Below are 22,412 nucleotides of genomic sequence, written 5' to 3' on the forward strand. Positions count from 1 at the left end.
ACATCGCACAAACCGCAGCGTCAATGATTGCCGCATGTGCGGAGCGACGCCAGCCTGCCAGCGCCGTCACCATCGAGCAAACCCCCCAGTCAGGAGGCCGCCCGTGTTCCGTCGCCTGCTCGCCGTCTTACTGGCCGTGATCGCCGCCACCGCCACGACCCCCGCCCGCGCGGCCACCGGTTTCCCCCCGACCGGCGGAAACTGGGGCGCGCCCGGCCCCTGGGCCACCGCCGTGGAGATCGGCCCGGTCAACACCCTCTACTACCCGCGCGACATCGCCGGCAGCACCCTGCGCCACCCGGTCATCGTCTGGGGCAACGGCACCGGCGCCGTGCCGTACGTCTACCGCGACCTCCTCCTGCACTGGGCCGGCCACGGCTTCATCGTCTCGGCCGCCAACACGCCCATGTCCAACCCCGGCATCTCCATGCGCGCCGGCATCGACGCCCTGGCCGCCCGTGACGCCGACCCCCGGAGCGTCTTCCACGGCCGCGTCGACCTCGGGCGCATCGGCGCCGCCGGCCACTCCCAGGGCGGCGCCGCCGCCATCGTCGTCGGCGCCGACCCCCGCGTGGACACCATCGTCCCCATCCAGCCGGGCCCGCTGGCCGACATCGACGCCGTGCACGGCCCCGCCTTCCTCATGGCCGGGCAGCGCGACGGCATCGTCTGGCCCGCGCTGGTGAAGGCGTTCTACAACGACGCCGGTCACATCCCGGCCGTCTACGGCGAGGTGCGCGGCGCCGACCATCTGACGGTCGTGGGCTCCCCCGGCCCGTTCGCCGCCCCGACGACGGCCTGGTTCCGCCTGCACCTCATGGACGACCCCGAGGCCCGGGCCGTCTTCTACGGCCCGCCCTGTGGCATCTGCACCGATCGTGGCACCTGGTCGGACGTACGCCGCAACGCCCTCGTCCCCGTTCAGTGAAACACGGCGGGCGCCTTTACATTGTAGATTCATTATCCGGCTCCGCTCCCCTCCCGGCGCGAAGACCGGGACCGCGGCCAGCAACGCCCGCGTGTACGGCGCGGCGGGGGCGGCGAACACCTCCCCCACCGGCCCGGACTCCACCACCCGGCCGTCCTTCATGACGGCGACCCGATCACTCACCTGACGGATCACCGCGAGATCGTGGGAGATGAAGATCATCGCCATGTCCAGCTCGCGCCGGAGCCCGGCCAGCAAGTCCAGGATCTGGGCCTGGATGGAGACGTCGAGCGCGGAGACCGGCTCGTCGCAGACGAGCAGCCCGGGTTCCGGCGCCAGCGCGCGGGCGATGGCCACCCGCTGGCGCTGCCCGCCCGACAGCTCGCGCGGGTGCCTGCGCAGCACCGTGGCGGGCAGGCCGACCTGGTCCAGCAGGGCCGCGACGCGGCGGGCGCGGGCCCGGCCGCGGATCCCGGTCAGCGCGGCGGCCTCGGCCACGATGCGCTCGACGGTGTAGCGGGGGTCGAACGAGCCGAGCGGGTCCTGCTGAACGGCCTGGATGGCGGGGCGGCGGGTCCTGCGCTCGCGCTCCGGCACGCCGCTCCACGGCCGGCCGTCCAGCAGGACCCGTCCCCCGTCGGGGTCGAGCAGGCCCAGCGCGATCCGGGCGGCGGTGGTCTTGCCGGAGCCGGACTCCCCCACGATACCGAGGGTCTCCCCTGCCCTGACGTGGAAGGACACCTCCTCGAGCGCGTGGTGCCAGGCGCCGCCGGGGGTGCGGAACCGCTTGGTGAGGCGTTCGGCGGCCAGCACGATCGGGCGCTCCGGTCCCGGCTCCGGCTCCGGCTCCGGCTCCGGCTGAGCGTGCACGGACGGGACCGCGGCGATCAGGGCCTTGGTGTAGGCATGACCGGGCTCGGCCAGGATCCGGGCGGTGGCGCCCTGCTCCACGATCGTCCCCTCGCGCATGACCGCCACCCGGTCGGCCAGCCGGGCCACCACGGCCAGGTCATGGCTGATCAGGACGAGCCCCGCGCCGTTCTCCTTCAGCGCGCCGAGCAGGTCCAGGATCTGCGCCTGGACCGTCACGTCCAGGGCGGTGGTGGGCTCGTCGGCCACGAGCAGCCGGGGCGCGGCGGCCAGCACCGAGGCGATGAGCGCCCGCTGCCGGAGCCCTCCGGACAGCTCGTGCGGGTGCTGGCGGGCCCGCCGGTCCGGCTCGGGGACGCCGACGTCCTCCAGCAGGCCGCGCACCCGGGCCGCGACGTCGGCGCGGGGCACCACCCGGTGGGTGCGCAGCGTCTCGGCGATCTCCGCGCCGACGGTCCTGAGCGGGTCGAGCGAGGTCAGCGCGTCCTGAAGGACCAGGCCGATCCGCCGGCCCCGGACCGCCCGCCAGCCCCTCTCCCCCAGTCCCGTCAGGTCTTCGCCCTCGAAGGCCAGCCGGCGGGCGGTGACCCGGGCCCGCGGCCCAGCCAGCCCCACGAGGGCGCGGGCGGTCACGCTCTTGCCCGAGCCCGACTCCCCCACGATGGCCAGGCATTCGCCGGGCGCCACCGCGAAGGACACCTGGCGGACGGCGTGAACCGCCCCGAAGCGCACGTCCAGCCCTTCGACCTCGATCACGGCGTCCTCCCGGCGAACCGGGCGCGGGCGGCCCGGCCCAGTACGTTCACGGCGATCACGGTGACGGTGATGGCCGCGCCGGGGAAGACGCCCAGCCACCAGGCCGACTCCAGGAAGTCGCGCCCCTCGGCCAGCATCGCCCCCCACTCCGGCGCGGGCGGCTGGGTGCCGAAGCCGAGGAAGCCGAGCCCCGACCCGGCGATCAGCGCGGTGCCGAACCCCACCGTGGCCAGGACCAGCAGCGGGCCGGCGGCGTTGGGCAGGATGTGGCGGACGACCAGCACCGGCCGGCGCAGCCCGAGCCCGCGCGCCGCCTCGACGTACCCGGAGCCGCGCACCACCAGCGCCTCTGCGCGCACGATCCGGGCATAACCCGGTGCGAACGCGATCGCGATGGCCAGCACGAGGTTGGCGGTGCCGCCGCCCAGGACGGCGAGCACGACGAGGGCCACGAGCAACTGCGGCAACGCCATCAGGACGTCGGCCAGGCGCATCACCGCCTGGTCGGCCACCCGGCCGCCGAGCGCGGCGGCCAGCCCGAGCACCCCGCCCGCGACGACCGCCACGGCCGTGGCGCCCGCCCCGATCAGCAGCGAGGGCCGGCTGCCGTGCACGACCCGCGTGAACAGGTCCCGGCCGAGCTGGTCGGTGCCGAACCAGTGCGCAGGACTGGGCGGCAGCAGCGCGCCGGCGGGGTCGATGGCGATCGGCGAGGCGCCGGTCAGAAGCTGGGGTACGGCTGCCGCCACCGCGAACGGGATCAGCACCGCCCAGGCGGCCAGCACCGGCCACGAGCGCGGCAAAAGGCGCACGCCGGAGCGCAGCACGATCGGCGTCGTCACGTCACCACGCCTTTCAGCCGCGGGTCGATGACCCGGTGGAGCAGGTCGACCGCGGCCGAGATGGCCACGAACACCGCCGCCGAGACCGCCACGACGCCCATGACCACGGGCATGTCCCGGTTCTGGACGGCCTGCAGCGTGAGCGCGCCCAGCCCCGGGCGGCCGAACACCGTCTCCACCAGGACGGCTCCGCCGAGCAGGGTGCCGACGAGCCAGCCGGTGAGCGTGGCCAGGGATCCGGCCGCGTGCCGGAGCGCGTGGCGCAGCCGTACCGCGCTCTGGGACAGGCCGCGCGCCCGGGCGGTGAGCGCGAACGGCTGGGCCAGCGCGCTCTCCAGCCCTTCGCGCAGGACCTGTGCCAGCACGCCCGCGATCGGCAGGGCCAGCGTGAGCGCGGGCAGGACCAGCGCGGCCGGGCCCTGGCCGCCGATGACGGGGAAGATGCGCAGGTGGAAGGAGAAGGCGGTCAGGAGCAGGACGCCCAGCCAGTACGAGGGCAGGGAGACGGCGGTCAGCTCCCAGGCGGTGGCGATCGCGCGGGCGGCCGGGCGGCGGCCCGCCGTGCTCACCGCCGAGACCAGCGCGATGAGCAGCGCCGCGGCGATCGCGGCGGCGGTCAGCTGGACGGTGGGGGCGAGCTGGTCGCCGATGAGCCACCAGACCGGCCGCTGGAGCTGGTAGGACGAGCCGAGGTCGCCGGTGGACAGGCGGCCGAGGTGGCCGAGGTACTGCGCGAGCAGGGGGCGGTCGAGGCCGAGTTCGGCGCTGATCTGCCGCCTGACCTCCGGGGAGGCGGTGGTGGCCGGTCCGAGGAGGATGGCCACCGGGTCGCCGGGGATGAGGTGGAGGGAGAGGAAGGCGAGGCTGGCCGCGCCGTACACCACGGCGATGGCGGCGGCCAGCCGCTTGAGCAGGGTCGTCATGGGGCCGGCCGGCCGCTCGAGCAGCGTTCTCATGGGGCCGGCCGGTCGAGCCGGCCGGTCGAGCAGTGTGCTCATCGTGCCGGCCGGTCGAGCCAGACGTCGTGGAAGAGCGGCCAGGCGTTGGCGTCGAGCGTGAGCCCGCGCACGTGCTTGCCCAGTCCCAGGACCTGTGCCTGGGTGTAGACGGGGATGACGATCGCGAGGTCGAGGGCGCGCTGCTGCGTCTTGGCGTAGACGTCCTTCCTGACGGCCTCGTCGAGGGTGGCGCGGCCCTGGTCGGTCCACTTCGTGAGGTCGGGGTCGTCGAGGAAGGTGCCGTTCTGGCCGCCCTTCTCCAGTTTGCTGGCGCCGTTGAAGAGCAGCCACAGGACGTCGGGCTCGAAGCGCGACCAGCTGTAGTCGGCCAGGTCGGCCTTGCCGCCGTAGACGCGCTCCAGGTAGGTGCCGATGTCGGCCTGGGGCCGGGTCACTTCGACGCCGAGCTTCTTCAGGTCGGCCTGGAACGCCTGGCCGAGCACGTCGCGCTGGTCCTTGAGGTACTGGGCGGGCAGCAGCGGCCAGTCGACCACCAGGCGCCTGCCGTCCTTGGTGCGGTAGCCGTCGGCGTCCCTGGTGGTCCAGCCGGCCTCGTCCAGCAGCTTGCCGGCCAGGGCCGGATCGTAGGGCCAGGTGTTCTCGAGCGCGGCGTTGTAGCCGGGGGTGACCGGGGACAGCGGGCTCCAGGCCCGCTTGAACTGGCCGAAGTAGAGCGCCTTGACGTTGGTGTCCACGTCGACGCCGCGTTGCAGCGCCTGCCGGACCTTCAGGTCGTTCAGGGGGGCTTTGGAGGTGTTGAGGTAGATGTTGTAGTTGCCGCCGGGGTAGTCGGATTTCAGTACGGTGACCGTACCGCCGGCCTCCACGGTTTTGACCTGGGCCGACGGGATGGCGGCGGCGACGTCGATCTGCTTGCTGGTCAGGGCGCCGACCCTGACCGAGGCTTCGGCCAGGAAGCGCACGGTCAGCTTGTCGAGGTAGGCGGCGCCGGCGTGGGCGCCGGTCTTCGGCGGCCAGGCGTAGGCGTCGTTGCGGGTGAAGGTGGCCTGCTGGCCCTTGGTGTAGCCGGTGAAGACGAACGGGCCGGTGCCGACGGCGGCCGGGCCGCCCGAGGCGAGCGTGGCGGCGTTGGCCGCGAGCGTCTTGGGCGAGTAGAAGCCCAGGTAGGCGGTGCTGGCGGCCTGGAGGAAGGGCGCGAAGGGCGCGGCGAACTCGACCTTCACCGTGCGCGAGTCGATGATCTTCGTGCCGGTGTAGGGGCCGAGCAGGTTGGAGGCGAGCTGCGACTTCGTGGCCGGGTCGGCGATGCGGTCGAAGTTGACCTTCACGGCCTGGGCGTCGAAGGGGGTGCCGTCGTGGAAGGTGACGCCTTCGCGCAGGCGGAAGGTGTAGCTCTTCAGGTCGGGCGCCGCCTCCCACGACTCGGCCAGCCAGGGATGGAACTTACCGGCCGCGTCCTCGGCGATCAGGGAGTCGAAGACGTTGCGGAGGATGGCGCCGGTGATGTCCTGGGCGCTGACGTGCACGTCGAAGGTGACGGGCTCGGTGTCGGCGGCGAAGGTCAGCGAGCCGCCCTTGACGGGCCCCCGGGCGGCGGGGCTTTGGGCCGCGCTTCCCGCCGAGGTTGCCGCCGGAGCGGAACAAGCCCCCAGGAGAAGTACGGCAAGCGCTCCCATTGCCACTTTGGCGCGCGAAAACCGGAAATTTCTGGGCATGTGCATAAACCGCTCCGGCGGATGAGAATAAATCTGGGAATTGCCTGAAGAGTAGGTTTATAGGGGTGTTGGTCACTACCCCTAACAACCCCTATTTCCTATCTGGGAAATCGGGGAATCGAGACGCGTCTGCCGATCCGCCAGCCGTCCGGCGTCTGCCGGAGTTCGTCCAGGTAGTCGCCGTTGTGCACGCTGCCGTCCGGCAGGATCGCCAGGTAGCGGCTGCGTGCCCGGACCACGCCCTCGGCCACGTAGACGTGGGTGTCGAGCGTGTGGTGGTCGGGCGCGTCCGCGCCGAGGGCGATCGCGAACTCGCCGATGGCGCGCAGCCCGCCGATCACCCGGCCCGCGCCCTTGGTCAGCTCCAGCACGCCGTCCTCGGCGAAGACACGGCTGAGCGCCTCGAGATCCTTGTTGTCGAACGCGTGGGAGAACATGGCCAGCGTCCCCCGAATATCGGAAATATCGTCGCGCGAGAGATCTGCCATCCATCGCTCCTTTAATTCATGAAATTTGCTGAAGAATGCCGAGACGGTCGGGAAGGACCTTGTATCGGATGATCTGACCGTCCCGGAACGTGATCGTGCTGATGCTGTGGCCGGTGAAGTGCCGCCCGCTGGCCGGGGCGCCGAACAACGGCAGCCGCTGGATCCCCTCGATCCGCCAGAACACCACCACGCGATCGCCCTCCGCGACCAGGTCCGTGACCGTCGCCTTGACGTCCTCGACCGCGTCCCACACGCCCTGCACGTGCGCGACGAAGTCGGCCCGGCCGCCGGCGCCGTTGCCGACGGCCTCGTCCACGACGTCCGCGGCGACGATCTCGGTCAGCACCTCGGGGCGGCGCAGGGTGATCACCTCCTCGTAGAGGCGCCGGGCGGTGTTCTTGTTGTCGTCGATGCTCATCGTGATCTCCTTATCGGGGTTCGCCGCCGGGGACCGCGGGCGGCAGCAGCAGGCCGCTGTTCGCGGTCAGCCCGCCGTCCACGGGAACGGTGACGCCGGTGATGTAGGACGCTGCCGGGGAGGTGAGGAACCAGATGACCTCCGCCTGCTCCCGCGGTTCCGCCCAGCGCCGCTGGGGGATGCGCTCGGTCACCGCCGGCCCGAGCGCGGGATGGGCGATGACCCCGGCCGTCAGCGGCGTCGCCGTACCACCCGGAGCGATGGCGTTGACCCGGATGTTCTCCACCGCGTAGTCGATCGCCGCGGCGCGCACCAGGTTGATGACGGCCGCCTTGGAGACGTTGTAGGCCCAGGTGCCCGGATCGCCGTGCAGTCCGGAGACCGACGAGGTGACCACGATCGAGCCGCCGCCCGAGGCGCGCAGGGCGGGCAGCACCGCCCGGATGCCCAGCACCACGCCCCGCACGTTGACCGCGAGGATCCGCTCGAAGCGCTCGATGGCGCCCGGCGACTCCAGCGGTCCCGCGCCGCCGATGCCCGCGTTCAGCACCACGGCGTCCAGCCGCCCGAACTCGCGTACGGCCAGCGCCGCCAGCTCGGCGTTGGTCTCCTCCGCCGAGACGTCGCCGACCAGCGGGACGACGCCGTCATGGCCGGCCGCGAGATCGTCCAGCCCGCGCTTGGCCACGTCCACGGCGACCACCTTGGCCCCGCGTCCGGCGAACAACTCCACCGTGGCCCTGCCGATGCCGGAGGCGGCGCCGGTGACGGCCACGACCTGAACGCTCATGCGTGTGTCCTTTCGGTTGGGGAAACGGGTCCGGCCGCGAGGGCGTCGATCCAGGCGCGCACCGCCGCGACCGTCGTGTCCGAGTGCTCTTCCAGCACGGTGAAGTGGTCGCCCGGCACGTCGGCGACCTCGTGCGGCAGCGGCCAGAACGCCCGCCAGTCATGGCGCCCGGCCGGATCGACGACGGTTCCGGCCAGTGGTTGCGTGGCCCGCACGACCAGCGTCGGCGCGGCGATCGGCTTGGGCTGCCAGCCGTCCAGCAGGCGGCCGTAGGCCCCCATCGTGGTCAGGCTCGCGTCGCTCCAGACCATCCGGTAGCGCTCGGTGCGCTCCAGCATCCCGGTGATCATCGCGGCCAGCCACCACTCGCTCATGCCTTCGCGGGCCGCGCTGTCGACGGGATAGGAGTCGATCAGCACGAGCCCCGCCGCCGGGACGCCCCGGTTCTCCATCTCGGCGGCGACCGCGTGCGCGACGGCCCCGCCCATGGACCGGCCGGTGATCACGTAGGGACGCGATCCGGCCAGGCGTTCCACGGTGTCGGCCTGGGCGCGCACGTAGGTCTCCACGGTGTCGGGCAGCAGGTCGGCCGGGTCGTAGCCGGGTGAGCGCAGCACGTGCACGTCCCGCTCGCCGGTCATCGCGCGGCCGAAGCGGGCGTACTCGTGCGGCCCGGAGATGGCGCTGACGGCCGGGAGGCAGATCAGCGCGACCCCGTCGCCCGAGGCGAGCCGGATCGGCGGCGGCGTGTGCTCCGCGCGCTGCCCGTCGCCGAAGGTCGAGCGCAGCCGGGAGGCTACGCCGAGCAGCTCGGCCGCCGCGGCGAACTCCGCCTTGCCGCACAGGTCCCGATACAGCACGGCCAGCGGTCCCTGCCCGCCGGCGGGCCCCGGCCGCGGCCGATCGTCGTCCGGCTCCGCCGCGGCGAGCTCCTTCAGGAGGAAGACGGTGAGCGCGTCCGGCGTCGGGTGGTCGAAGGTGACGGTCGCCGGCAGCCGCAGCCCGCTCTGCCCGTCGAGCCGGTTGCGCAGCTCGACCGCGGTGAGCGAGTCCAGGCCGAGGTCGCCGAAGGGCCGCTCGGCCGCGACGGCGCCGGGCTCGAGGCCCAGGACCGCCGCCACCTGCTCGGTGACCGTCTCGAGAACGGCCGCCGCCCGCGCCTCCTCCGGAAGGGAGGACAGCCGCCGGGCCAGGGCCGGTCCCGGGGCCGCGTGGGCGCCCGCGGTCCTGCGGGCCGGCCGTACCAGGGCGCGCAGGATGGCCGGCGGGTCCTGGATCGCGGCCAGGTCGAGGGCGGCCGTGACCACCAGCGGCCCGCCGGTGCGCAGCGCCGCGTCGAACAACGCCAGCGCCTCCTCCGTCGCCAGGGCGAGCAGCCCGGAGCGGGCCGCCCGCGCCCGGTCGAGGTCGGTCAGGCGGGCGGTGATGCCGCTCGGCCGCGCCCACAGCCCCCAGGCCAGCGAGATGCCCGGCAGCCCCGCGGCCCTTCGCCGCGCGGCCAGCGCGTCGAGGTAGGCGTTCGCCGCCGCGTAGGCGCCCTGTCCCGGCGCGCCGAGCAGACCGGCGACGGACGAGTACACGACGAAGGCGGCCAGGTCGTGCTCCCGGGTCAGCTCGTGCAGGTTCCAGGCGGCGTGCGCCTTGGGGCGCAGCACCGCCTCGAGGCGTTCGGGGGTGAGCGCGGTCACCACGCCGTCGTCGGTGAGCCCCGCCGCGTGCACCACCGCGGTCAGCGGATGCTCCCGCGGTATCGCGGCCAGCACCTCCGCCAGCGCCGCCCGGTCGGCCACGTCGGCCGCCGCCAGCGTGACGTGCGCCCCGGCCGCGCTCAGCTCCTCCTTGAGTACGGCGGCGCCCGCCGCCCGCTCCCCCTGCCTGCTCACCAGCAGCAGGCGCCGCACGCCCCGGGTGGCGACCAGGTGCCTGGCCAGCTCGCCCGCGAGCACCCCGGTGCCGCCGGTGATCAGCACCGTGCCCTCGGGATCCCACGCCCGCCCGGCATCCGCTCCGGCCGGCCGGGCCAACCGCGGCGCGAACACCCGGCCGCCCCGGAGCGCGACCCGCGGCTCACCGGCGGCCACCGCGGCCGAAACGGCCGCACGCACAGCGACGGCGGCGGCGAAGCCATCCGTGCTCACGCCCGGAAAGCCGTCCTCCGCTCCAGGAGCGGCCTGCGCGCCGGAGTCCGTGGCAGGGTCCTCCGTCACGTCCACCAGGACGATGCGCCCGGGATGCTCCGCCTGGGCGGAGCCCACCAGCCCCCACGCCGCCGCCATCGCGGGGTCGGGCGCGACCGCGGACGTCGCGTTCGCGGTGACCACGGCCAGGCGGCCGGAACTGTCCCCGGCCAGCCACTCTCGCAGCCGATCCAGCACCCAGGCCGTGTGCTCCTGAGCCGCCTCCCCCGACGCGGCCGCGCCGGGCGGCGACGGGACCACGAGGACCTCGGCGTCGTGCCCCGCCGTACCGGCCGCAAGCGGCACCCACGTCACCTGGAAGAGCGATGGATCCCCGGCCGGCCGCAGCCGGTCGGCCGAGATCAGGCGGGCGCGCAGCGAGTCGATCGTGAGCACCGGCGCCCCCGACGGATCGGCGGCATGCAGCGCCAGCTCGTCCGGGCCGCGCAACGCCAGCCGTACCCTGAGGGCGTGCGCCCCGGAGGCGTGCAACCGCACGCCGCGATAGGCGAAGGGCAGCCGGTTGTGCCCGGGAGGGCTGTCGCGCAGGCCGTCGTGCGCCGCCACGTGCAGGGCGGCGTCGAGCAGCGCGGGGTGCAGGCCGAACCCCTCCGCCTGCTCCCGGTACGGCGCGGCCAGCTCGACCTCGGCGAACAGCACGTCTCCGTCCCGCCAGGCGGCGCGCAGCCCCTGGAAGGCGGGGCCGTAGGACAGCCCGGCGGCCTCCAGCGCGGGATAGACGTCGCCGACGGGCACGGGCGCCGCGCCGTCGGGCGGCCAGACCGCCATCGGCGCGGGCTGCTCGGCGGCGCCCTCGGCGAGGAACCCCGAGGCGTGCCGGGCCCACGGGGCTCCGGGGGTGCGCGAGTGGATGGCGACGGACCGGCGGCGGTCGTGATCGAGCGCCCCGGCGGAGACCTGGAACTCCACGTCACCCTGATCGGGGACGACGAACGGCGCCTCCACGACGAGCTCTTCGAGCGTGCTCGATCCCGCCTCGTCCCCGGCGCGGACCGCCAGCTCCACCAGCGCGGCCCCGGGGACGATGACGGTGCCCATGACGGCGTGGCCGGCCAGCCAGGGATGGGTGCGCAGCGAGAGCCGTCCCGACAGCAGCACCTGGTCGCTCTCGGCGGCCACCACGGCGGCGGAGATCAGCGGATGCCCGCCGGCCGGGGCGCCGGCGGCGGGGTCGAGCCAGTAGCGCCGATGCTGGAAGGCGTACGTGGGCAGGCCGACGCGCCGCCCGCCGGGCAGGACCGCCGCCCAGTCGACGGGGCTGCCGTGCACGTGGGCGCCGGCGAGCGCGCGCATGGCCGACAACTCCTCGGGCTGGTCCCTGCGCAGCACCGAGGCGGCGAAGGACGCGCCGGGCAGGCTGCCATCGGCCAGCACGGACAGCACGGCGTCCGGGCCGAGCTCCAGGAAGCCGGTCACGCCGGAACCGCCGAGCGTGGTCAGGGCGCCGGCGAAGCGCACGGGCTCGCGGACCTGCCGGACCCAGTAGCCGGGATCGGCCAGTTCGCCGTCCCGCGCGGCCCGGCCGGTGAGCGTGGACACCAGCGGGATCTTGACCGCGCCGAACTCCACCCCGTCCAGCACCTGCCGGTAGGCGTCGAGCATCGGCTCCATCAGGGCGGAGTGGAACGCGTGGCTCACCCGCAGCCGCCGCGTCCGCACCCCCCGCTCCTGGAAGCCGGTCACCACGCCGGCGACCAGGTCCTCCCGGCCGGAGATCACCACGGAGCGCGGGCCGTTGACGGCTGCCAGGCCGACCTCGCTCCCCTCGGGCAGCGCCGCCAGGACGTCCTGCTCGGCCGCCTCGATCGCGGCCATCGCGCCTCCCGGGGGCAACTCCCCCATCAGCCGTCCCCTGGCCGCCACCACCGCCGCCGCGTCGGCCAGCGACCACAACCCGGCGAGGTGGGCCGCGGCCAGTTCGCCGATCGAGTGCCCGGCCACGAAGTCCGGGCGCACGCCCCACGACTCCAGCAGCCGCGCCTGGGCCACCTGCAGGGCGAACAGCCCGGCCTGCGTGTACGTCGTCCGGTGGATCAGATCGCCGATCCCGAAGGCGGCCTGCCGTACCGGCACTCCGCCGAGATGCCGGTCGAGCTCGGCGGCGGCCGCGTCGAAGGCGTCCGCGAAGACGGGGTAGCGCGCGTGCAGCACGCGTCCCATCCCCTCGCGCTGGCTCCCCTGCCCGCTGAACAGCCAGGCCAGCGCGCGCCCCGGCCGTCCCGCGACCACGTGGGCCGACGGCTCGCCCTCGGCCAGGGCCGCCAGCGCGGCCGAGCGGTCCGCACCGTCCGCGGCCACCACCACCGCGCGGTGCTCGAAATGCGCGCGGGTACGGCCCAGCGACAGGCCCACGTCGGCGGCCCGGGTCTCCGGGCGGTCGCGGAGGAAGGCGGACAGACGTCCGGCCTGGTCACGCAGCGCCTCGGGCGAACGCCCGCTGACCGGCCACGGCGCGATCCCGGCCGCCGCACCCTCCGGAGCCCGGCCGTCCTGTGGGCCCTGAGCCGCCTCCCCGGGCGCCTGTTCCGATCCCCTCTGAGCACTCTGCCCGGGCGCCTGTTCGATGATCACGTGGGCGTTGGTGCCGCTCACCCCGAAGGAGGACACTCCGGCCCGGCGCGGAACCTCCGGCTCCGGCCACGGCCGCGCCTCGGTCAGCAGCTCCACCGCCCCGGCCGACCAGTCGACATGCGGGGAGGGCTCGTCCACGTGCAGGGTCCTGGGCAGCACGCCGTGCCGGATGGCCTGCACCACCTTGATCACGCCACCGACGCCGGCGGCCGCCTGCGCGTGCCCGAGGTTGGACTTCAGCGAACCCAGCCACAGCGGGCTCCCCTCCTCGCGCCCCTGCCCGTAGGTGGCGAGGATGGCCTGCGCCTCGATCGGGTCGCCGAGCGTGGTGCCGGTGCCGTGCGCCTCCATCAGGCCGACCTCGCTCCCGCGCAACCCGGCCGAGGCCAGCGCCTGTGCGATCACCCGCTGCTGCGCGGGCCCGTTGGGCGCGGTCAGGCCGTTGGAGGCGCCGTCCTGGTTCACCGCGGTGCCGCGGACCACGGCCAGCACCTCGTGGCCCAGCCGCCGCGCCTCCGACAGCCGCTCCACCAGGAGGAGGCCGACGCCCTCCGCCCACCCGGTGCCGTCGGCCGCCGCCGCGAACGCCTTGCACCTGCCGTCCGCCGAGAGCCCGCGCTGGCGGGAGAACTCCACGAACCCGAACGGCGTCGCCATCACCGACACGCCGCCGGCCAGCGCCAGGTCGCACTCGCCCGAGCGCAGCGACTGCACCGCCAGATGCAAGGCCACCAGCGACGACGAGCACGCCGTGTCCACCGTCACCGCCGGCCCCTCGAACCCGAAGGTGTAGGCGACCCGCCCCGAGGCGACGCTGCGCAGCGTGCCCACGCCCAGATGGCCTTCCAGTTCCGCGGGCGTTCCCGGGCCCACGCCGTAGTCGCCGCCCGCCAGCCCGGCGAAGACCGCGGTACGGCTGCCGCGCAGGGTGGCGGGGTCGATGCCGGCTCGTTCGAACGTCTCCCAGGCGATCTCCAGCAGCAGCCGCTGCTGCGGATCGATGGCCAGCGCCTCACGCGGCGCGATGCCGAAGAACTCGGCGTCGAACCCGGCCACGTCGCCGAGGAAGCCGCCGTGCCTGGTGTAGGAGGTGCCCTTGTGGTCGGGGTCGGGATGGAAGAGCCGCTCCAGGTCCCATCCCCGGTCGGCGGGGAACTCCGTGACCGCGTCGCGGCCTTCGCTCACCAGCCGCCACAGGTCCTCGGGCGAGTTCACCCCGCCGGGGAAGCGGCAGGCCATGCCCACGATCGCGATGGGCTCCCGGCTCTTCGACTCCACCTCGTGCAGGCGGCCGCGCAGGGTCTGGACATCGGCGATCGCGCGCTTGAGGTATTCGCGCAGCTTCTCGTCATCTGCCATGGCAAAAGCTCTCCTGGACGTCACAGCGGGTCGTGGTCGAGGAGCCGGAAGAGCTCCTCGTCGGTGGCGGTGTCGAGGTCGAGGCCGGCGGTGTCGTCCGGCGCGGGGGTTCCCCACTGGTCGAGCAGGCGGCGCATGCGGTCGAGCAGGCCGGGTTCGCCGGCTCCTGAGGACAGCGCGGCCTCCAGGTAGTCGAGCGAGGCGCCGGCGGAGGGGAAGCGCACGGCCTCCGCCGGCGTGGACAGCTCGTCGCGCAGGAAGCCGGCGACGGCGGCGGGCGTCGGGTAGTCGAAGATCAGCGTGGCGGGCGGCGTCAGGCCGGTGGCGGCGCCGAGCCGGTTGCGCAGGTCGACGGCGGTGAGCGAGTCCAGGCCGAGCTCGCGGAAGGCGCGGCCGGCGTCGACGGCGTCCGGCTCGTCGTGCCCCAGGACCACGGCGGTCTCCGCGCGGACCAGCTCGATCAGCGCCGCGTCGAGCTCCGCTCCCGACAGCCCGGCCAGGGAGCGGTCCGCGGCGGGTGGCTCGGGCGGCGGTTCCCCCGGACCGCTCTGGACGGATGTCACGGCGTCGAGCCAGTAACGGCGGTGCTGGAAGGCGTAGGTGGGCAGTTCGACGCGCCGGGCCCCGGGGAAGCTCGGCGTCCAGTCCACCGGCACGCCTCTGACGTGCACCTCGGCCAGCGAGGTGAGGAAGCGGTCGAGCCCGCCCTCGTCCCTGCGCAGGGTGCCCGCGACCACCGCGTTCCCGAGCGTCTCCTGGATGCCGGAGGTGAGCACGGAATGCGGGCTGACCTCGATGAACACCTCGTGCCCCCGCTCGGCCAGCCCGCGCAGCGCCTCCTCGAAGCGCACGCGCTCGCGCAGGTTGGCGTACCAGTAGGCGGCGTCCATGGAGCCGGCCCAGTCCGCGGTCACGGCCGAGTACAGCGGCACCTCGCCGGCCCGCGGCGCGACGGGCGCGAGCGCGCCGAGCACGTCCGCCCGGATCCGCTCGACGTGCGGCGAGTGCGAGGCGTAGTCCACGGGGATGAGCCGGGCCCGTGCGCCTGCCGCCTTGTGCCGGGCCACGAGCTCCGCCACCTCGTCCGGGTCCCCGGAGATCACGACCTGGGCGGGCCCGTTGACCGCCGCGATCGCCACCCGTCCTTCGCGTACGGCGGCGCCGTCCTCCACCTCCGCGACGGGCAGCGCGATCGAGGCCATGGCGCCGCTCCCGGCCAGCCGGGTGATGGCACGGCTGCGCAGGGCCACCACCCGGGCGGCGTCCTCCAGGGACAGGATGCCGGCCACGCAGGCGGCGGCGATCTCCCCCTGGCTGTGGCCGAGCACCGCGTCGGGACGCACGCCGTACGACTGCCAGAGCGCGGCCAGCGCGACCATGACCGCCCACAACAGCGGCTGCACCACGTCCACGCGCTCGGGATCGGGTGCGCCCGGCGCCGCGCGCAGCACGTCGAGGACCGACCATCCGGTGTGCGGCTCCAGCGCCCGGTCGCAGGCGGCGAGCCGCTCGGCGAAGACGGGCGCGGACTCCAGCAGGTCCACGGCCATGCCCGCCCACTGCGAGCCCTGGCCGGGGAAGACGAACACGACCTTCCCTTCGACGCCGGCGACGCCGCGCACCACGCGTGGGGAGGAGGTTCCCGCGGCCAGGGCGCGCAGGGCCCGCGCGTCTCCCCCGGGAAGCAGGACGGCGCGGTGTTCGTGCGCGGCACGGGTGGTCGCCAGCGAGAGCCCCACGTCTCCGGGGGACGTCTCCGGGTGCTCGGCGAGGAAGGCGGCCAGGCGTCCGGCCTGAGCACGCAGCGCCTCGGGCGATCGCGCACTCACCGGCCACGGCACAACCCGCTGTTCCGCCCGGGGTGCTTCCTCGTCCCCTTCTGCCCGGTGCCCGGAGCCCGCGGCCTCCACCCCTTCCCAGGGGCCGCGCTCGCCTCCCGCGGCCCCTTCCTCCCGGGGCGCCTGTTCGATGATCACGTGGGCGTTGGTGCCGCTCACCCCGAAGGAGGACACCGCGGCCCGGCGCGGAGCGCCCGTCTCGGGCCACGGCCGGGCCTCGGTCAGCAGCTCCACCGCCCCGGCCGACCAGTCCACGTGCGGGGAGGGCTCGTCCACGTGCAGGGTCCTGGGCAGCAGCCCGTGCCGGATGGCCTGCACCATCTTGATGACGCCCGCCGCTCCGGCCGCGGCCTGCGTGTGCCCGAGGTTGGACTTCAGCGAACCCAGCCACAGCGGGCTCCCCTCCTCGCGCCCCTGGCCGTAGGTGGCGAGGATGGCCTGCGCCTCGATCGGGTCGCCGAGCGTGGTGCCGGTGCCGTGGCCTTCGACGGCGTCCACCTGTGAAGGGGCGAGCCCGGCGACGGCCAGCGCCTGGCGGATCACCCGCTGCTGCGCGGGGCCACTCGGCGCGGTCAGGCCGTTGGAGGCGCCGTCCTGGTTCACGGCGGTGCCGCGGACCACGGCCAGCACCCGGTGCCCGAGCCGCCGGGCGTCGGCCAGGCGCTCGACGAGCAGCAGGCCGACCCCTTCCGCCCACCCGGTGCCGTCGGCCGAAGCCGCGTACGCCTTGCACCGCCCGTCGGGCGCGAGCCCGCGCTGGCGGGAGAACTCCACGAACACGGAGGGCGTGGCCATGACCGCGACGCCGCCGGCCAGGGCCAGGTCGGACTCGCCCGTGCGCAGCGACTGCACGGCCAGGTGCAGGGCCACCAGCGACGACGAGCACGCCGTGTCCACCGTCACCGCCGGCCCCTCGAAGCCGAAGGTGTAGGCGATGCGCCCGGAGGCGACGCTGCCCGCGTTGCCGTTGGCCAGGTACCCCTCCAGCGGGGCCGGGGCCTGGCCGGCCCGTGGCGCGTAGTCGTGGTACATCACCCCCGCGAACACGCCGGTCCTGCTGCCCCGCAACTCGGCCGGGTCGATGCCGGCGTGCTCGAACGCCTCCCAGGTCGCCTCCAGCAGCAGCCGCTGCTGCGGGTCGGTGGCCAGCGCCTCGCGCGGCGCGATGCCGAAGAACTCGGCGTCGAACCCGGCCGCCTCGTGCAGGAAGCCGCCGTGCCGGGTGTAGGAGGTGCCCTTGTGGTCGGGGTCGGGGTCGTAGAGCGACTCGACGTCCCATCCCCGGTCGCCGGGGAACTCGGTGACCGCGTCCACGCCGTCGCTCACCAGGCGCCACAGGTCGCCGGGCGTGCGCACGCCGCCGGGCAGGCGGCAGGACATGCCGACGATGGCGATCGCGTCGTCGTCCGGGGGCTCGGCCGTGGCGGGAGTGTCCCGCTCGGCCTCCTGCGGGTGCAGTTCCGCCAGCAGGCGCTCGGCCACCGCCTGCGGCGTGGGGTGGTCGAAGGTCAGCGTGGCCGGCAGCCGCAGGCCGGTGGCCCGGTCGAGGCGGTTGCGCAATTCGAGCGCGGTCAGGGAGTCGAGTCCCAGGTCGGTGAAGGCCCGCCGCTGCGGGATCTGCCCGGCCACGGTGCCGAGGACCACGGCGGCCTCCCTTCTCACCAGAGCGAGCAGCTGCTCGCCGTCAAGTGCCGCCGGCGCCTGCTCGGGGACGGCCTGCCGTACGGCCCGGCGTGGGGTGCGGATCAGCTCCCGCAGGAGCGGCGAGACCTCCGGTACGGCCGGCGCGTCGAGAAGGGCGGGCACCACCACCGCCGCGTCCGCGCGCAGGGCGGCGTCGAAGAGGCGCAGGCCGGTCTCCTCGGGCAGCGGCTTGATGCCGAGGCGGGCCAGGCGCGCCCGGCCGGCCTGGCCGAGGTGGGCGGTGAGGTCGCTGGCGCCCTCCCACAGGCCCCAGGCCAGCGACAGGGCCGGGAGTCCCGCGCGACGCCGGTGTTCGGCCAGGCCGTCGAGGAAGGCGTTGGCGGCGCTGTATCCGGCCTGGCCCGCGTTGCCCACGGTGCCGGCGATCGAGGAGAACAGGACGAACCATGACAGATCCAGGTCTTTGGTGAGGTCGTGGAGGTGCCAGGCGCCTTCCGCCTTGGGGCGCAGGACCGCGTTCAGCCGGTCGGCGGTGAGCGAGCCGAGCACGCCGTCGTCCGTGACGCCGGCCGTGTGGATGACGGCGGTCAGGGGGTGTTCCGCGGGGACGGTGGCGATCAGGTCCTCGAGGAAGGCGCGGTCCGCCACGTCTCCGGCGCGGATGTCGACGCGCTCGCCGTACTCCTGCCGCAGGCTCGCGGCGCCCGGGGCGTCCTGGCCGCGGCGGCTCAGGAGGATGAGCCGGCGGGCGTCGTGGACGGTGAGCAGGTGGCGGGCCAGGAGCCCGCCCAGGGCGCCGGTGCCGCCGGTGATGAGGATCGTGCCCTCGGGGTTCAGCGGGCGAGCGGGAGCCGGGGTCCGCGCCGGGGTCAGGCGGGGCGTCAGGGTCCGGCCGCCGCGGAGCGCGAGCTGGGGTTCGCCGCCGGCCAGGGCGCGCAGGTCGTGCCCGCCGAGGTCGCCGTCGATCAGGACGATGCGGCCGGGGTGCTCGGACTGCGCCGAGCGGACCAGGCCCCAGACGGCGGCTGATCGCGGGTCCACGTCGTCCTCCGGCGTGACGGCCACGGCCCCGCGGGTGTGGACCACGAGGCGGGTGCCGCCTTCGAGCCCGGCGGTCAGTTCGCCGAGCACGCGGTGGACGGCCTCGTCCGGCTGGATGTGCCCACCCAGCGTGCGATGGACGGCCTCATCAGGCTGGGTGTGCCCGCCCTGCGCGCGGTGGACGGCCTCGTCCGGCTGGGTGACGGAGATGACGGTGAGTTCGTCCTGCACGCGATGGATGACTTCGTCCGGATCGGTGGTGGTGTGGGCCTCCCGCCAGGCGACCTGGAACAAGCCCTCCGGGGCGGTCTCGGACAGGCGCAGGCGCAGGGCGCCGACGGTCAGCACCGGTGCCCCGGCCGTGTCGGACACCTCGGCCCGCCACTCGTCCCGGCCCGTGGGCGTCAGCCGTACCCGGGCCGCGGAAACCCCGGCGGCGTGCAGGCGGACCTCGCGCCAGGCGAACGGCAGGCGCTGCCCCGGCTCGGACAGCCGATCGTGGGCCGTGAGGTGCAAGGCGGCGTCGAGCAGGGCGGGATGCAGGCCGAAGTGCGCGGACTCGGGCCGGTCGTGCTCGGCCAGGGCCACCTCGGCCAGCAGCGACTCGCCTTCACGCCAGCCGGCGGTGACCCCCTGGAAGGCGGGGCCGTAGTGGAGGCCGGAGGCGGCCAGGGCGTCGTAGAGGCCGGCGACGTCCAGAGACGCGGCGGCCGGTGGCGGCCACGTCGTGAGGCGGCCCGGCTCGCTCTGCCCGGTCTCCGTCGTGGGGCGGCCCGGCTCGGCCTCTGGCACGAGGCGGCCGGTGGCGTGCCGTACCCAGGAGGCCGCTCCTTCGGCCGGGCGCGAGTGCACCGTGAGGGCGCGGGCCCCCGACTCGTCCGCCGGGCCCACGGTCACCCGCACGTGCGCGGCGCCGGTGGGCTCGAGTGCCAGCGGGGTCTCGATGACCAGTTCGTCCAGCACGGGCGCGCCTGTCTCGCCGCCCGCGCGGAGGGCGAGTTCGACGAAGGCGGTGCCCGGCACCAGGATCCGCCCGGCGATCACGTGGTCGGCCAGCCACGGGTGGGAGCGCGGTGACAGGCTGCCGGTCAGCTGGACGGCGTCCGTCTCCGTGTGCTCGAGCAGCCCGCCGAGCAGCGGATGGCCGGGCGCGTCGAGGCCCAGGTCGGCCGGGTTCAGCGTGGCGGGCGTGGCGTCCAGCCAGTAGCGGCTGCGCTGGAAGGCGTAGGTGGGCAGGCCGACCTTGACGGCGCCGGGGAAGATCGCCGCCCAGTCGATCGCGGCGCCGTGGACGTGCGCGTGGGCGAGCGCCGTGGTCACGCTCGTGTCCTCGGGGCGGTCCTTGCGCAGGGCGGGCGCCAGGACCGCGCCCTCGGCGATGATCGACTCGCGGGCCAGCGCGGTGAGCACGCCGTCGGGCCCGAGTTCGAGGTAGGTGGTGACGCCCTCGCGCTCGAGCGTGCCCACGGCGTCGGCGAAGCGCACGGGCTCGCGGACCTGCCTGACCCAGTAGCCCGGATCGGCCAGCTCGTCCGGGTCCACCGGCCTGCCGGTGAGCGTCGAGACGAGCGGGATGCGCGGCGGGGCGGTTTCGACGCCGGTCAGGACCTGGCGGTAGGCGTCCGCCATCGGTTCCATGCGGGCCGAGTGGAAGGCGTGGCTGACCGTCAGCCGCCGGGTGCGCCGCCCGCGTGCCGCGAAGTCCGCGGCCAGGGCGGCGACCGGCTCCTCCTCTCCCGAGACCACGACGGACGAGGGCCCGTTGACCGCGGCGAGCGAGACGCCCGGCGGCAGTTCGAGCTCACGTTCGGCCGCCTCGATCGCCACCATCGCCCCGCCCGGCGGCAGTTCCTGCATGAGCCGGCCGCGGGCCGCCACGACCGCCGCGGCGTCGGCCGTCGACCAGACGCCGGCCACGTGCGCGGCGGCCAGTTCGCCGATGGAGTGCCCGGCCACGAAGTCGGGGCGCACCCCCCACGACTCGAACAGCCGGAACAACGCCACCTGCAGGGCGAACAGCCCCGATTGGGTGTAGACGGTCTGGTCGAGCAGCCCGAGCCCGCCGAAGACCACCTCCCGCACCGGCGGGCCGGGAAGGTGGGCGTCGAGTTCGGCGGCCACGGCGTCGAACGCCGCCGCGAAGACCGGGAACCGCCCGTACAGCTCACGTCCCATGCCGGCGCGCTGGCTTCCCTGCCCGGTGAACAGGAACGCCAGGCTCCCACCGGCTCGTCCTTCGACCGCTGCCGAGCCCGTCCCGGCGGCCAGGGACCGGAGCCCGGCCAGCAGGTCGTCCGTCCCGTCGGCGATGACGACCGCGCGCTCGGCCAGCCTCGCCCGGCCGGTGGCCAGGGTGAAGCCGACCGCGGCCGGGTCGAGCTCCGGCTGCCGCTCCACGAAGGCCGCCAGCCGCGCGGCCTGCGCCCGCAGACCCGCCTCACTCTGCCCGGACAACACCCACGGCACCGCCCGCCCAAGCCCACCCGCAACCCCGGCCCGCCCGCCGAGCCCGCCCACGATCCCGGCCCGCCTGTCGAGCTCACCCGCCGTCCCGGCCTGCCCGCCGGGCCCGCCCGCGATCCCGGCCTGCCCGGTGAGCTCGGCCGCGGGCGCCTGCTCGATGATGACGTGGGCGTTGGTGCCGCTGATGCCGAACGACGAGACCCCCGCCCGCCGTGTGCCGTCGGGCCACGGCCTGGATTCGGTGAGGACGCCGACCTCGCCCGCCGACCAGTCCACGTGTGCCGTGGGCTCGTCCACGTGCAGGGTCTTGGGCAGGACGCCGTGCCGTACCGCCTCCACCACCTTGATCACTCCGGCGACGCCCGCGGCGGCCTGGGTGTGGCCGATGTTGGACTTCACCGAGCCCAGCCAGAGCGGCCGTCCCGGGGAGCGCCCCTGGCCGTAGGTGGCCAACAGGGCGTGCGCCTCGATCGGGTCGCCCAGCGTGGTTCCCGTGCCGTGGGCCTCGACGAGGTCGACTTCGGCGGCCGACAGCCCGGCGCCGGCCAGCGCCTGGCGGATCACCCGCTGCTGGGCGGGGCCGTTGGGCGCGGTGAGCCCGTTGGAGGCGCCGTCCTGATTGACCGCCGAGCCCCGGACGACCGCGAGCACCGGATGCCCGTGCCTGATCGCCTCCGACAGGCGTTCCACCAGCAGGAACCCGGCCCCTTCCGCCCAGCCGGTGCCGTCGGCCGCCGCGGCGAACGCCTTGATCCTGCCGTCGGGCGCGAGCCCGCGCTGGCGGGAGAACTCCACGAACCCGAACGGCGTCGCCATCACCGACACGCCGCCGGCCAGCGCCAGGTCGCACTCCCCCGAGCGCAGCGACTGCACCGCCAGATGCAAGGCCACCAGCGACGACGAGCACGCCGTGTCCACCGTCACCGCCGGCCCCTCGAACCCGAAGGTGTAGGCGACCCGCCCCGAGGCGACGCTGGCCGCGTTGCCCACGATCAGGAACCCGTCCACGGCCGGCGGCACCTCGCCGAGCCTGGAGGCGTAGTCCTGGCCGTTCATCCCGGCGAAGACGCCGGTCTTGCTGCCCTTCAGCGTGGTGACGTCGATCCCGGCCCGTTCGAATGCCTCCCACGCCGTCTCCAGCAACAGCCGATGCTGCGGGTCGGTGGCCAGCGCCTCGCGCCGGGAGATGCCGAAGAAGTCTGCGTCGAAGTCGGCCACGCCGTCCAGGAAGCCGCCGTGCCGGGTGTAGGAGGTGCCGGGGTGGCCGGGGTCGGGGTGGTAGAGCCCGTCCACGTCCCAGCCGCGGTCGCCGGGGAAGGCGGTGACGGCGTCGCGCTCGTCCGCGACGAGCCGCCAGAGGTCCTCCGGCGAACGCACCCCGCCCGGGAAGCGGCAGGCCATCGCGACGATGGCGATCGGCTCGGTCTTGTCGTCACGCACGCGCTGGAGTTGCCGGCGTGTGTCCTGCAGTTCATTGGTGACCCGCAGCAGCAGCTGCCTGATCTGGTCCTCGCTCATCGTCTTCTCTTTCG

General features: G+C 74.7%; 9 protein-coding genes and 1 pseudogene. 1 reads left to right on the forward strand and 9 read right to left on the reverse strand.

Translation table 11 applies throughout. From position 1 onward, the window contains the following. The first annotated feature begins 34 nt into the window (after positions 1-34). Positions 35-928 (forward strand): alpha/beta hydrolase family protein, encoded by an 894-nt coding sequence (locus FVE25_RS57385; protein WP_484549359.1) that lies wholly within the window; start codon positions 35-37, stop codon positions 926-928. A 42-nt stretch (positions 929-970) separates the two neighbouring features. Here FVE25_RS57385 and FVE25_RS55705 read toward each other — a convergent pair. The 9 genes and pseudogenes from FVE25_RS55705 to FVE25_RS55710 all read right to left on the reverse strand — a co-directional run. Further along, a pseudogene (locus FVE25_RS55705) lies at positions 971-2,653 on the reverse strand (dipeptide ABC transporter ATP-binding protein); the annotation flags it as partial. Next, positions 2,551-3,396: an ABC transporter permease gene (locus tag FVE25_RS41435; protein WP_246268261.1), complete on the reverse strand. Its 846-nt coding sequence runs from the start codon at positions 3,394-3,396 to the stop codon at positions 2,551-2,553. The pseudogene FVE25_RS55705 and the gene FVE25_RS41435, both read right to left, overlap by 103 nt. Then, a complete protein-coding gene (locus tag FVE25_RS41440; protein ID WP_219825890.1) occupies positions 3,393-4,352 on the reverse strand; it encodes an ABC transporter permease in 960 nt (319 codons plus the stop codon). The genes FVE25_RS41435 and FVE25_RS41440 overlap by 4 nt, the downstream gene beginning before the upstream one ends. A 38-nt stretch (positions 4,353-4,390) precedes the next feature. Further along, positions 4,391-6,031 carry an ABC transporter substrate-binding protein gene (locus tag FVE25_RS41445; RefSeq protein ID WP_157252969.1) on the reverse strand — a complete coding sequence of 547 codons (1,641 nt, stop codon included), beginning with the start codon at positions 6,029-6,031 and terminating at the stop codon, positions 4,391-4,393. Between the two features lie 137 nt (positions 6,032-6,168). Further along, positions 6,169-6,558 (reverse strand): nuclear transport factor 2 family protein, encoded by a 390-nt coding sequence (locus tag FVE25_RS41450; RefSeq protein WP_157252970.1) that lies wholly within the window; start codon positions 6,556-6,558, stop codon positions 6,169-6,171. Positions 6,559-6,574: 16 nt separating this feature from the next. Beyond that, complete coding sequence (locus FVE25_RS41455) at positions 6,575-6,976, reverse strand: ester cyclase (protein WP_157252971.1); 402 nt, start codon at positions 6,974-6,976, stop codon at positions 6,575-6,577. 10 nt (positions 6,977-6,986) lie between these two features. After that, on the reverse strand, positions 6,987-7,766 hold the full coding sequence (locus FVE25_RS41460; RefSeq protein WP_157252972.1) for an SDR family NAD(P)-dependent oxidoreductase: 780 nt from the start codon (positions 7,764-7,766) through the stop codon (positions 6,987-6,989). After that, positions 7,763-13,894: a type I polyketide synthase gene (locus tag FVE25_RS41465; protein ID WP_157252973.1), complete on the reverse strand. Its 6,132-nt coding sequence runs from the start codon at positions 13,892-13,894 to the stop codon at positions 7,763-7,765. The genes FVE25_RS41460 and FVE25_RS41465 overlap by 4 nt, the downstream gene beginning before the upstream one ends. A 20-nt stretch (positions 13,895-13,914) precedes the next feature. Beyond that, positions 13,915-22,398 (reverse strand): type I polyketide synthase, encoded by an 8,484-nt coding sequence (locus tag FVE25_RS55710; RefSeq protein WP_157252974.1) that lies wholly within the window; start codon positions 22,396-22,398, stop codon positions 13,915-13,917. Positions 22,399-22,412: the final 14 nt, after the last annotated feature.

It is taken from the genome of Nonomuraea typhae, from assembly GCF_009760925.1.
Lineage (GTDB): Bacteria > Actinomycetota > Actinomycetes > Streptosporangiales > Streptosporangiaceae > Nonomuraea > Nonomuraea typhae.